Source organism: Streptomyces violascens (genome assembly GCF_014649955.1).
GTDB lineage: Bacteria > Actinomycetota > Actinomycetes > Streptomycetales > Streptomycetaceae > Streptomyces > Streptomyces violascens.
The window spans coordinates 392409-405263 of the sequence record NZ_BMUA01000004.1; the positions used below are offsets into that span (position 1 = coordinate 392409).

At 70.3% G+C, this 12855-nt stretch carries 11 protein-coding genes; all 11 read left to right on the forward strand.

What is annotated here, in order from left to right; genetic code table 11:
* The first annotated feature begins 1 nt into the window (after nt 1).
* The 11 genes from IE206_RS12850 (at nt 2) to metK (ending at nt 12826) form a co-directional block, all read left to right on the forward strand.
* Nucleotides 2-1288: a dihydroorotase gene (locus IE206_RS12850; protein WP_189962231.1), complete on the forward strand. Its 1287-nt coding sequence runs from the start codon at nt 2-4 to the stop codon at nt 1286-1288.
* Nucleotides 1285-1875, forward strand: a complete 591-nt coding sequence (locus tag IE206_RS12855) for a PH-like domain-containing protein (protein ID WP_189962232.1) — start codon at nt 1285-1287, stop codon at nt 1873-1875. The genes IE206_RS12850 and IE206_RS12855 overlap by 4 nt, the downstream gene beginning before the upstream one ends.
* Complete coding sequence (gene carA, locus IE206_RS12860; RefSeq protein ID WP_189962233.1) at nt 1872-3020, forward strand: glutamine-hydrolyzing carbamoyl-phosphate synthase small subunit; 1149 nt, start codon at nt 1872-1874, stop codon at nt 3018-3020. The genes IE206_RS12855 and carA overlap by 4 nt, the downstream gene beginning before the upstream one ends.
* Nucleotides 3013-6321, forward strand: a complete 3309-nt coding sequence (gene carB, locus IE206_RS12865) for a carbamoyl-phosphate synthase large subunit (protein ID WP_189962234.1) — start codon at nt 3013-3015, stop codon at nt 6319-6321. The genes carA and carB overlap by 8 nt, the downstream gene beginning before the upstream one ends.
* 68 nt (nt 6322-6389) lie before the next feature.
* Nucleotides 6390-7502, forward strand: a complete 1113-nt coding sequence (locus IE206_RS12870; RefSeq protein ID WP_189962235.1) for a quinone-dependent dihydroorotate dehydrogenase — start codon at nt 6390-6392, stop codon at nt 7500-7502.
* Nucleotides 7499-8332, forward strand: coding sequence for an orotidine-5'-phosphate decarboxylase (gene pyrF / locus IE206_RS12875; protein ID WP_189962236.1), 834 nt, complete (start codon nt 7499-7501; stop codon nt 8330-8332). The genes IE206_RS12870 and pyrF overlap by 4 nt, the downstream gene beginning before the upstream one ends.
* A gap of 373 nt (nt 8333-8705) precedes the next feature.
* Nucleotides 8706-9029, forward strand: a complete 324-nt coding sequence (locus IE206_RS12880) for an integration host factor (RefSeq protein ID WP_053724505.1) — start codon at nt 8706-8708, stop codon at nt 9027-9029.
* 38 nt (nt 9030-9067) lie between these two features.
* Nucleotides 9068-9661 carry a guanylate kinase gene (gene gmk, locus IE206_RS12885; protein WP_053724504.1) on the forward strand — a complete coding sequence of 198 codons (594 nt, stop codon included), beginning with the start codon at nt 9068-9070 and terminating at the stop codon, nt 9659-9661.
* Nucleotides 9662-9759: 98 nt separating this feature from the next.
* Complete coding sequence (rpoZ, locus tag IE206_RS12890; RefSeq protein ID WP_005319902.1) at nt 9760-10032, forward strand: DNA-directed RNA polymerase subunit omega; 273 nt, start codon at nt 9760-9762, stop codon at nt 10030-10032.
* Nucleotides 10033-10151: 119 nt separating this feature from the next.
* Entirely contained in the window at nt 10152-11384 is a 1233-nt protein-coding gene (gene coaBC / locus IE206_RS12895) for a bifunctional phosphopantothenoylcysteine decarboxylase/phosphopantothenate--cysteine ligase CoaBC (protein WP_189962237.1), read from the forward strand.
* Between the two features lie 233 nt (nt 11385-11617).
* Complete coding sequence (metK, locus tag IE206_RS12900) at nt 11618-12826, forward strand: methionine adenosyltransferase (RefSeq protein WP_189962238.1); 1209 nt, start codon at nt 11618-11620, stop codon at nt 12824-12826.
* Nucleotides 12827-12855 lie beyond the last annotated feature (29 nt).

Consider the following 12855-nt stretch of genomic DNA (forward strand, 5'->3'; position numbering starts at 1 on the left):
CATGAGCAAGATCCTTATCCGTGGTGCGAAGGTCCTCGGCGGCGACGTCCAGGACGTCCTGATCGACGGCGAGACGATCGCCGCCGTCGGTAGCGGCCTCGACGCCGGGGACGCGACCGTCGTCGACGCCGAGGGCCAGATCCTGCTGCCCGGTCTCGTCGACCTGCACACCCACCTGCGCGAGCCCGGCCGCGAGGACTCCGAGACGGTCCTCACCGGCACCCAGGCGGCCGCACGTGGCGGGTTCACCTCGGTCTTCGCCATGGCCAACACCTTCCCCGTCGCCGACACCGCGGGCGTCGTCGAGCAGGTCTGGCGGCTCGGCAAGGAGTCCGGCTACTGCGACGTGCAGCCCATCGGCGCCGTCACCGTGGGCCTCGAGGGCAAGAAGCTCTCCGAGCTCGGCGCCATGCACGACTCCGCCGCCGGCGTCACCGTCTTCTCCGACGACGGCAAGTGCGTCGACGACGCCGTGATCATGCGCCGCGCCCTGGAGTACGTGAAGGCCTTCGGGGGCGTCGTCGCCCAGCACGCCCAGGAGCCCCGCCTGACCGAGGGCGCCCAGATGAACGAGGGCGTCGTCTCGGCCGAGCTCGGCCTCGGCGGCTGGCCCGCCGTCGCCGAGGAGTCGATCATCGCCCGCGACGTGCTGCTCGCCGAGCACGTCGGCTCCCGCGTGCACATCTGCCACCTCTCGACCGCCGGCTCCGTCGAGATCGTCCGCTGGGCCAAGTCCCGCGGCATCGACGTGACCGCCGAGGTCACCCCGCACCACCTGCTCCTCACCGACGAGCTGGTCCGCTCGTACAACCCGGTCTACAAGGTCAACCCGCCGCTGCGTACGGAGAAGGACGTCATGGCGCTGCGCGAGGCGCTCGCCGACGGCACCATCGACATCGTCGCCACCGACCACGCCCCGCACCCGCACGAGGACAAGGACTGCGAGTGGGCCGCGGCCGCCATGGGCATGGTCGGCCTGGAGACCGCGCTCTCCGTCGTCCAGCACACGATGGTCGAGACCGGCCTGCTCGACTGGGCCGGCGTCGCCGACCGCATGTCCCACAAGCCCGCCGAGATCGGCCGGGCGACCGGCCACGGACGCCCCGTCTCGGCAGGCGAACCCGCCAACCTGACCCTGGTGGATCCGGCATACCGTGGAGAGGTGAACCCCGCGGGCTTCGCCTCCCGCAGCCGCAACACCCCCTACGAGGGCCGCGAGCTGCCCGGACGCATCACCCACACCTTCCTGCGGGGCCGGGCAACGGTCGTGGACGGGAAGCTGGCGTGACGTACGCATCACTGATCAATCTGGCCGCCGAGGAGAAGTCCGCCGAGGTGACCAACTGGGGCGGACGGATCGGCTGGCTCGTCGGGCTCGCGCTCTTCGTGGCGCTCGTCTACTGGCTGATGCGCCAGGGCTGGCAGTGGCGCGGCCGCCTCCAGGCCGACCTCCCCGCCCTCCCCACCGCGCCCGAAGCGCCCGGCGAGGCGAAACTGAAGCTGAGCGGCCGCTACCACGGCTCCACCACCGCCGGGCAGTGGCTCGACCGCATCGTGGCGCACGGCCTGGGCGTACGCAGCAAGGCCGAGCTCACCCTGACGGACGCGGGCCTGGACGTCGTACGCCCCGGGGCGGACGACTTCTTCGTCCCGGCCGCGCAGCTCCGCGAGGCCCGGCTCGACAAGGGCATCGCGGGCAAGGTCCTCACCGAGGGCGGCCTGCTCGTCGTCACCTGGCAGCACGGCGACAAGCTCATCGACTCGGGCTTCCGCTCCGACCGGGCCGAGCAGCACCCGGCCTGGGTCGAAGCCATCAACTCCATGACCGAGACCTCCGAACAACCCACCGACACGACGGAAGGCGCCGCACGATGACGACCTCCACCCGGGGAGCCGCCAAGACTCCCGCCGTACTCGTCCTGGAGGACGGCCGTATCTTCCGCGGCCGCGCCTACGGGGCCGTGGGGGAGACCTTCGGCGAGGCCGTGTTCTCCACCGGCATGACCGGCTACCAGGAGACCCTGACCGACCCGTCGTACCACCGCCAGGTCGTCGTGATGACCGCCCCGCACGTCGGCAACACCGGCGTCAACGACGAGGACCCCGAGTCCTCGCGCATCTGGGTGGCCGGATACGTCGTGCGCGACCCCGCGCGCGTCCCGTCCAACTGGCGCTCGCGCCGCTCCCTGGACGAGGAACTCGTCAAGCAGGGCGTCGTCGGGATCTCCGGCATCGACACCCGCGCGCTCACTCGCCACCTGCGCGAGCGCGGCGCCATGCGCGTGGGCATCTTCTCCGGCGACGTCTGGGAGGGCGTCCGCGACGAGGCCCTGCTGGCCCGTGTGAAGGAAGCGCCCCAGATGATCGGCGCGAACCTCTCCGCGGAGGTCGCCACCAAGGAGACCTACGTCGTCCCCGCGATCGGTGAGAAGAAGTTCACCGTCGCCGCCGTCGACCTGGGTATCAAGGGCATGACCCCGCACCGCATGGCCGAGCGAGGCATCGAGGTGCACGTGCTGCCCGCGACCGCCACCGCCGAGGACGTGTACGCGGTCAACCCCGACGGCGTGTTCTTCTCCAACGGCCCGGGCGACCCGGCCACCGCCGACGGCCCCGTCGCCGTGATGCAGGCCGTCCTGGAGCGCAGGACGCCGCTGTTCGGCATTTGCTTCGGCAACCAGATCCTGGGCCGCGCGCTCGGCTTCGGCACGTACAAGCTGAAGTACGGCCACCGCGGCATCAACCAGCCGGTGCAGGACCGTACGACCGGCAAGGTCGAGGTCACCGCGCACAACCACGGCTTCGCCGTCGACGCGCCGCTCGACAAGGTCTCCGAGACGCCCTACGGGCGCGCCGAGGTCTCCCACGTCTGTCTGAACGACCAGGTCGTCGAAGGCCTCCAGCTGCTCGACCAGCCGGCCTTCAGCGTCCAGTACCACCCCGAAGCGGCAGCCGGCCCGCACGACGCCGCCTACCTCTTCGACCGCTTCGTAACCCTGATGGAGGGCCAGCGTGCCTAAGCGCTCCGATATCCAGTCCGTCCTGGTCATCGGCTCCGGTCCGATCGTCATCGGCCAGGCCGCCGAGTTCGACTACTCCGGCACCCAGGCCTGCCGCATCCTCAAGGCGGAGGGACTCAGGGTCATCCTGGTCAACTCCAACCCGGCCACGATCATGACCGACCCGGAGATCGCCGACGCCACCTACGTCGAGCCGATCACCCCCGAGTTCGTCGAGAAGATCATCGCCAAGGAGCGCCCCGACGCCCTCCTGCCCACCCTCGGCGGCCAGACCGCGCTCAACACCGCGATCTCCATGCACGAGCAGGGCGTCCTGGAGAAGTACGGCGTCGAGCTGATCGGCGCCAACGTCGAGGCCATCAACAAGGGCGAGGACCGCGACCTGTTCAAGGGCGTCGTCGAGGCCGTCAAGGCCAAGATCGGCTACGGCGAGTCCGCCCGCTCGGTCATCTGCCACTCCATGGACGACGTCCTGGGCGGCGTCGACGAGCTCGGCGGCTACCCGGTCGTGGTGCGCCCCTCCTTCACCATGGGCGGCGCCGGCTCCGGCTTCGCGCACGACGAGGAGGAGCTGCGCCGCATCGCAGGGCAGGGCCTCACGCTCTCGCCGACCACCGAGGTGCTCCTGGAGGAGTCCATCCTCGGCTGGAAGGAGTACGAGCTGGAGCTCATGCGCGACAAGCACGACAACGTCGTGGTCGTCTGCTCCATCGAGAACTTCGACCCGATGGGCGTGCACACCGGCGACTCGATCACCGTCGCCCCGGCGATGACGCTGACCGACCGCGAGTACCAGCGCCTGCGCGACATCGGCATCGCGATCATCCGCGAGGTCGGCGTCGACACCGGCGGCTGCAACATCCAGTTCGCGATCAACCCGGACGACGGCCGCGTCATCGTCATCGAGATGAACCCCCGCGTCTCGCGGTCCTCCGCGCTCGCGTCGAAGGCCACCGGCTTCCCGATCGCCAAGATCGCGGCCAAGCTCGCCATCGGCTACACGCTCGACGAGGTCCCCAACGACATCACCGAGAAGACGCCGGCGTCCTTCGAGCCGACGCTCGACTACGTCGTCGTGAAGGCCCCGCGCTTCGCCTTCGAGAAGTTCCCCTCCGCCGACTCCACCCTCACCACCACCATGAAGTCGGTGGGCGAGGCCATGGCGATCGGCCGGAACTTCACCGAGGCCCTCCAGAAGGCGCTGCGCTCCCTGGAGAAGAAGGGCTCGCAGTTCGACTTCACGGGCCCGGTCGGCGCCAAGGAGGTCCTCCTCGAAGAGGCCCGGCGCCCCACCGACGGCCGCATCAACACCGTCATGTACGCGATCCGCGCGGGCGCCACCCAGGAAGAGGTCTTCGAGTCCACGAAGATCGACCCCTGGTTCGTCGACCAGCTCTTCCTCATCAAGGAGATCGCCGACGAGCTGGCCGCCGCCGACAAGCTCGGCCCCGAGCTGCTCGCCGAGGCCAAGCGGCACGGCTTCTCCGACGCCCAGATCGCCGACATCCGCGGCCTGCGCGAGGACGTCGTCCGCGAGGTCCGGCACGCGCTTGGAGTGCGCCCGGTCTACAAGACGGTCGACACCTGCGCCGCCGAGTTCGCCGCCAAGACGCCGTACTTCTACTCCTCGTACGACGAGGAGAGCGAGGTCGCGCCGCGCACCAGGCCCGCCGTGATCATCCTGGGTTCGGGCCCGAACCGCATCGGCCAGGGCATCGAGTTCGACTACTCCTGCGTCCACGCCTCCTTCGCGCTGAGCGACGCGGGCTACGAGACCGTGATGGTCAACTGCAACCCGGAGACCGTCTCGACGGACTACGACACCTCCGACCGCCTGTACTTCGAGCCTCTCACGCTCGAAGACGTGCTGGAGATCGTCCACGCCGAGACGCTCGCCGGCCCGGTCGCGGGCGTCGTCGTCCAGCTCGGCGGCCAGACCCCGCTCGGCCTGTCCCAGGCGCTCAAGGACAACGGCGTCCCGGTGGTCGGCACCCCGCCCGAGGCCATCCACGCCGCCGAGGACCGCGGCGCGTTCGGCCGCGTGCTCGCCGAGGCCGGCCTGCCCGCGCCCAAGCACGGCACCGCCACCACCTTCGCGGGCGCCAAGGCCATCGCCGACGAGATCGGCTACCCCGTCCTCGTACGCCCCTCGTACGTGCTCGGCGGCCGCGGCATGGAGATCGTCTACGACGAGGAGCGGCTGGCCTCGTACATCGCCGAGTCCACCGAGATCTCGCCGACCCGCCCGGTGCTCGTCGACCGCTTCCTGGACGACGCGATCGAGATCGACGTGGACGCCCTCTACGACGGCACCGAGCTCTACCTCGGCGGCGTCATGGAGCACATCGAGGAGGCCGGCATCCACTCCGGCGACTCCGCGTGCGCGCTGCCCCCGATCACGCTGGGCGGCTTCGACATCAAGCGCCTGCGCGCCTCGACCGAGGCCATCGCCAAGGGAGTCGGCGTCCGCGGACTGATCAACATCCAGTTCGCGATGGCGGGCGACATCCTGTACGTCCTCGAAGCCAACCCGCGCGCCTCGCGCACCGTGCCCTTCACCTCGAAGGCGACCGCGGTGCCGCTCGCGAAGGCCGCCGCCCGCATCTCGCTCGGCGCGACCGTTGCCGAGCTGCGCGCCGAGGGCATGCTCCCCAAGGAGGGCGACGGCGGCACCCTGCCGCTGGACGCGCCGATCTCCGTCAAGGAGGCCGTGATGCCGTGGAGCCGCTTCCGCGACGTCCACGGGCGCGGCGTCGACACCGTGCTCGGCCCGGAGATGCGCTCCACCGGTGAAGTCATGGGCATCGACTCGGTGTTCGGCACCGCGTACGCCAAGTCGCAGGCGGGCGCCTATGGCCCGCTGCCGACGAAGGGCCGCGCGTTCATCTCGGTCGCCAACCGGGACAAGCGCACGATGATCTTCCCGGCGCGCGAACTGGTCGCCCACGGCTTCGAGTTGATGGCCACCTCCGGCACCGCCGAGGTGCTGCGCCGCAACGGCATCAACGCCACGGTCGTCCGCAAGCTCAGCGAGGGCGAGGGCCCGAACGGCGAGAAGACGATCGTCCAGCTGATCCACGACGGCGAGGTCGACCTCATCGTCAACACGCCGTACGGCACCGGCGGCCGCCTCGACGGCTACGAGATCCGTACGGCGGCGGTCGCCCGCTCCGTGCCCTGCCTGACCACGGTCCAGGCGCTCGCGGCAGCCGTCCAGGGCATCGACGCCCTCAACCACGGTGACGTGGGCGTCCGTTCGCTCCAGGAACACGCGGAACACCTGACCGCGGCCCGCGACTAGCAGACGGCGACGAGGGGGACACCGGAAACGGTGTCCCCCTCTTCATGAGCCTCCTGAGGACACCGAACATGTACAAGCTCTTCTTCAACCTCGTCTTCAAGCGCATGGACCCCGAGCAGGCCCACTACCTGGCCTTCCGCTGGATCCGCCTCGCGGCCCGCATCCCCGTCCTGCGCACCTTCGTCGCCGCCGTGCTCGCCCCCCGCCACAAGGAGCTGCGCACCGAGGCCCTCGGCCTGCGCATGCACGGCCCGTTCGGCCTCGCCGCCGGCTTCGACAAGAACGCGGTCGCCATCGACGGCATGTCGATGCTCGGCTTCGACCACATCGAGATCGGCACGGTCACCGGCGAGCCCCAGCCCGGCAACCCGAAGAAGCGCCTGTTCCGCCTTGTGCAGGACCGCGCGCTGATCAACCGCATGGGCTTCAACAACGAGGGCTCGGCGGCGGTGGCCGAGCGCCTGGCGGCGCGCAAGGCCGTGTTCCGTACGACCGTGGGCGTCAACATCGGCAAGACCAAGGTCGTCCCCGAGGCCGAGGCCGCCGCCGACTACGTGAAGTCGACCGAGCGCCTGGCCGAGCACGCCGACTACCTCGTCGTGAACGTCTCCTCGCCGAACACCCCGGGCCTGCGCAACCTCCAGGCCACCGAGTCGCTGCGCCCGCTCCTGACCGCTGTGCGCGAGGCCGCCGACCGCAGCGTGACCGGCCGCCGCGTCCCGCTGCTCGTCAAGATCGCCCCCGACCTCGCGGACGCCGACATCGACGCGGTCGCCGACCTCGCCGTCGAGCTCGGTCTGGACGGCATCATCGCCACGAACACCACGATCGCCCGGGACGGGCTCGGCCTGAAGTCCCCGGCCGGCCTCGTCAAGGAGACCGGCGGCCTGTCCGGCGCCCCGCTCAAGGAGCGCTCCCTGGAGGTGCTCGGCCGCCTGTACGCCCGCGTCGGCGACCGGCTCGTCCTGATCGGAGTGGGCGGCATCGAGAACGCCGAGGACGCCTGGCAGCGCATCCTGGCCGGCGCCACCCTGGTCCAGGGCTACAGCGCCTTCATCTACGAGGGCCCCTTCTGGGGCCGCGCGATCCACAAGGGCCTCGCGGCCCGGCTCGCATCCTCCCCGTACGCAACGCTCGCCGAGGCCGTCGGCGCCGAGACCCGGAAGAAGGCCGCCGCATGATCCCCTTCGGTACCCGACTGCGCGAGGCGATGGACACCCGCGGTCCGCTCTGCGTGGGCATCGACCCGCACGCGTCCCTGCTCGCGGACTGGGGCCTGAACGACGACATCGCAGGACTGGAACGCTTCACCCGCATCACGGTCGAGGCGCTCGCCGACCGGGTGGCGATGCTCAAGCCGCAGTCCGCGTTCTTCGAGCGGTTCGGCTCGCGCGGCGTCGCCGTCCTGGAGAAGGCCGTCGAGGAGGCCCGCGCGGCCGGCACGCTGGTCCTGATGGACGCCAAGCGCGGCGACATCGGCTCCACCATGGCGGCGTACGCTGCCACCTACCTGGACCCGGCATCCCCGCTGTTCTCGGACGCCGTGACCGTCTCCCCGTACCTCGGCTTCGGCTCGCTGCGCCCGGCGCTCGACCTGGCGGCGAAGTCCGGCTCGGGCGTCTTCGTGCTTGCCCTGACCTCCAACCCGGAGGGCGCCGAGGTCCAGCGCTCGACCGCGGCCGACGGCCGTCCCCTGGCCCAGCTGATGCTGGACCACATGGCCGCCGAGAACGCGGACGCCTCGCCGATGGGCTCGGTCGGCGCGGTGGTCGGCGCGACGCTGGGCGACGCCGGGGTGAACCTCGACATCAACGGCCCGCTGCTCGCCCCCGGCATCGGCGCCCAGGGTGCGACCCCGGCCGACCTCCCCGGAGTCTTCGGCTCCGCGGTGCGCAACGTCGTCCCGAGCGTCAGCCGCGGCGTGCTGCGCCACGGCCCCGACGTGAGCGCCCTGCGCGAAGCGGCGGCCCGTTACGCCGACGAGGTCCGCGCGGCGATTCCCCAGGCGTGATCCAGCGCGGAGCCCCGGTGTGACATACGTCGCACCGGGGCTCCGCGCTTTCCGGACGTGCGACAACGGCCGCCGGACCGGTTCGCGGAGCGGCCAGAGCGCTCGTGCGGAGAGGCCGCGGGGTGTGCGCACACGGAACGTTGACAATTTCCTTACTCAAAAGCAGGGTGTTTTGTCCGAAAAGTCCCGGTCGGTTGAGGCTGACCAGGACTTTTCGTCTGTTCTCGCTGACTGGAGCGGCCTTGGCCGCTAGTCTCCGACGAGAGCAGACGAGCACGTGCGCGAGTGCGTTGTTCGTTGCTCGCCTGGTGTGGGGCGATTAGGTTCCTCACCGGTCCGTATCCGACAGTTCGACATCCGAGGTGACGTAGGCGTGGCTCTTCCGCCCCTTACCCCTGAACAGCGCGCAGCCGCGCTCGAAAAGGCCGCCGCGGCTCGCCGGGAGCGGGCCGAGGTCAAGAATCGACTCAAGCACTCCGGCGCCTCGCTCCACGAGGTCATCAAGTCGGGCCAGGAGAACGACGTCATCGGGAAGATGAAGGTCTCCGCGCTCCTTGAGTCCCTGCCCGGCGTGGGCAAGGTCCGCGCCAAGCAGATCATGGAGCGGCTCGGGATCTCCGAGAGCCGCCGCGTGCGGGGGCTCGGCTCCAACCAGATCGCGTCCCTTGAGCGCGAGTTCGGCGGCTCCGGGGCCTGACGTCTCGGGCATACCCGAGAAGCTGGAATAATCGCCGCATGGCAGCAACACCCCGGGGGACCACCCCCGTACCCCCGGACGCACGTCCGCGGCTGACCGTGCTCTCCGGCCCCTCCGGGGTCGGCAAGAGCACGGTCGTCGCTCATATGCGCAAGGTCCACCCCGAGGTCTGGCTCTCGGTGTCGGCGACGACCCGCAAGCCGCGCCCCGGCGAGCGGCACGGCGTGCAGTACTTCTTCGTCGACGACGAGGAGTTCGACAAGCTCGTCGCCAACGGCGAACTGCTCGAGTGGGCCGAGTTCGCGGGCAACCGCTACGGAACCCCGCGCAAGGCCGTGCTCGAACACCTCGAAGCGGGCGAGCCCGTCCTCCTGGAGATCGACCTCCAGGGCGCCCGGCTCGTGCGCGAGTCGATGCCCGAGGCGCAGCTCGTCTTCCTCGCGCCGCCGAGCTGGGACGAGCTGGTCCGCCGGCTCACCGGCCGGGGCACCGAGGCACCCGAGGTCATCGAGCGCCGCCTGGCCGCCGCGAAGGTCGAACTTGCCGCCGAGGCCGAGTTCGACACCACACTGGTCAACACCTCGGTCGAGGACGTGGCCCGTGAGCTGCTAGCCTTGATGCGAGTTGTTTGATCGAGTCGTATGACGTCATCTACCCGGCACGTTCCGGGCACCGGCGTCGGCTCACTTTGATTCAGCTCACATCTTCGATCCCCATCGGAAGGCAGAGAGTGTCCTCTTCCATTACCGCGCCCGAGGGCATCATCAACCCTCCGATTGATGAGCTCCTCGAAGCAACCGACTCGAAGTACAGCCTGGTGATCTACGCGGCCAAGCGTGCCCGCCAGATCAACGCGTACTACTCGCAGCTCGGTGAGGGTCTGCTCGAGTACGTCGGCCCGCTGGTGGACACCCACGTCCACGAGAAGCCGCTCTCGATCGCGCTGCGCGAGATCAACGCGGGTCTGCTGACCTCCGAGGCCATCGAGGGCCCCGCCCAGTAGGCAGCCCCAGTAGGCGACAGAACGTTCCACCACAGGCCCGGCAGCGCGACTGCCGGGCCTGTGGTGTGTCATGGGTACGTACACGCATCAGGCGCGCGCGGGGAGAGGCGAATTTTCCGATGGCCAAGCCGAAGGTCGTTCTGGGGGTCAGCGGCGGCATCGCCGCCTACAAGGCGTGCGAGCTGCTGCGCCGGCTGACCGAGTCGGGGCACGACGTACGGGTGGTGCCGACCGCGTCGGCGCTGCACTTCGTCGGGGCCGCCACCTGGTCGGCGCTCTCCGGCCACCCCGTCTCGACCGAGGTCTGGTCCGACGTCCACGAGGTGCCGCACGTCCGCATCGGGCAGGGCGCCGACCTCGTGATCGTGGCCCCGGCCACCGCCGACATGCTGGCCAAGGCCGCCCACGGCCTCGCCGACGACCTGCTGACCAACACCCTGCTCACCGCGCGCTGCCCGGTCGTCTTCGCGCCCGCGATGCACACCGAGATGTGGGAGCACCCCGCGACGCAGGAGAACGTGGCGACGCTGCGCCGCCGGGGCGCGGTCGTCGTCGAGCCCGCCGTCGGCCGGCTCACCGGCGTCGACACGGGCAAGGGGCGGCTGCCCGACCCGGACGAGCTGTTCGAGGTGTGCCGCCGAGTGCTCGCGCGGGGGAGTGCCGAGCGGGATCTGGCCGGGCGGCATGTGGTGATCAGCGCCGGTGGCACGCGGGAGCCGCTCGACCCCGTGCGCTATCTCGGCAACCGTTCCTCGGGCAAGCAGGGGTACGCCCTCGCGCGGACCGCCGTCGCGAGGGGGGCCAGGGTCACCCTGATCGAGGCGAACACCGGGCTGCCGGACCCGGCGGGCGCCGACGTGGTCCGTGTCGGCACCGCCATACAGTTGCGGGAAGCCGTCCTGAAGGCGGCCGGGGACGCCGATGCCGTGGTCATGGCGGCCGCGGTCGCCGACTTCCGGCCCGGGTCGTACGCCGCCGGGAAGATCAAGAAGAAGGACGGCGAGGAGCCCGCGCCGCTCACGCTGGTCCGCAATCCGGACGTCCTGGCCGAGATCTCCGCCGACCGGGCCCGGCCGGGGCAGCTGGTCGTCGGTTTCGCCGCCGAGACCGACGACGTGCTGGCCAACGGCCGCCTGAAACTCCGGCGCAAGGGGTGCGACCTGCTGGTCGTCAACGAGGTCGGTGAGCGCAAGACGTTCGGCTCCGAGGAGAACGAGGCCGTGGTCCTCGGCGCCGACGGCTCCGAGACGCCGGTCCCGTACGGCCCTAAGGAAGCCCTCGCCGACACCGTGTGGGATTTGGTGAGCCGGCGTTTCGGACAAACCGGCGCCGCGTCTCCCGACTGCCTCTAGCCTTCCCGGACCCGGGCCCGGGGCTTGATCCCGGGCCCGCGCGTACTGTCGTCGACGGCCCGAAACGGACGTTCGTACGACCAGATCCGGAGATCTCCGGACTCCACAGATCGAGACACGTGGTCCAACGAGCAGAACCGACCGATAAACTGGTCTCGGAACCGCAGCCGGGCGCAGCTCCCGGCGCGACCGACCATGATCAGCCAGCAGCCGCTGCAACCCCAGGGAGCGTTGTGTCCCGTCGTCTCTTCACCTCGGAGTCTGTGACCGAGGGTCACCCCGACAAGATCGCTGACCAGATCAGCGACACGATCCTCGACGCGCTTCTGCGCGAGGACCCGACCTCCCGCGTCGCCGTGGAGACCCTCATCACCACGGGCCTGGTGCACGTGGCCGGAGAGGTCACGACCAAGGCGTACGCGCCGATCGCCCAGCTGGTCCGCGACAAGATCCTGGAGATCGGCTACGACTCGTCGAAGAAGGGCTTCGACGGCGCCTCCTGCGGCGTCTCGGTGTCCATCGGCGCGCAGTCCCCGGACATCGCGCAGGGTGTCGACACCGCCTACGAGAAGCGTGTCGAGGGCGACGAGGACGAGCTCGACAAGCAGGGCGCCGGCGACCAGGGCCTGATGTTCGGCTACGCCACGGACGAGACGCCCGAGCTGATGCCGCTGCCGATCCACATCGCGCACCGCCTCTCGCGCCGCCTGACCGAGGTCCGCAAGAACGGGACCATCCCGTACCTGCGCCCCGACGGCAAGACCCAGGTCACCATCGAGTACGACGGCGACAAGGCGGTCCGCCTCGACACGGTCGTCGTCTCCACGCAGCACGCGAGCGACATCGACCTGGAGTCGCTGCTCGCGCCCGACATCCGCGAGTTCGTCGTCGAGCACGTCCTCAAGCAGCTCGTCGAGGACGGCATCAAGCTGGACACCGACGCCTACCGCCTCCTGGTGAACCCGACCGGCCGCTTCGAGATCGGCGGCCCGATGGGCGACGCGGGTCTGACCGGCCGCAAGATCATCATCGACACGTACGGCGGCATGGCCCGCCACGGCGGCGGCGCCTTCTCCGGCAAGGACCCGTCCAAGGTCGACCGCTCGGCCGCCTACGCCATGCGCTGGGTCGCCAAGAACGTCGTGGCCGCCGGTCTCGCCGCGCGCTGCGAGGTCCAGGTCGCGTACGCGATCGGCAAGGCCGAGCCGGTGGGCCTGTTCGTCGAGACGTTCGGCACCAACACGGTCGACAACGAGAAGATCGAGACCGCGATCACCCAGGTCTTCGACCTGCGCCCGGCCGCGATCATCCGCGACCTCGACCTGCTGCGCCCGATCTACGCCCAGACCGCGGCGTACGGCCACTTCGGCCGCGAGCTCCCCGACTTCACGTGGGAGCGCACGGACCGCGTGGACGCCCTGCGCAAGGCCGCGGGCCTGTAGTCGGCACGCCATTTCCCACGAGGGCCTCG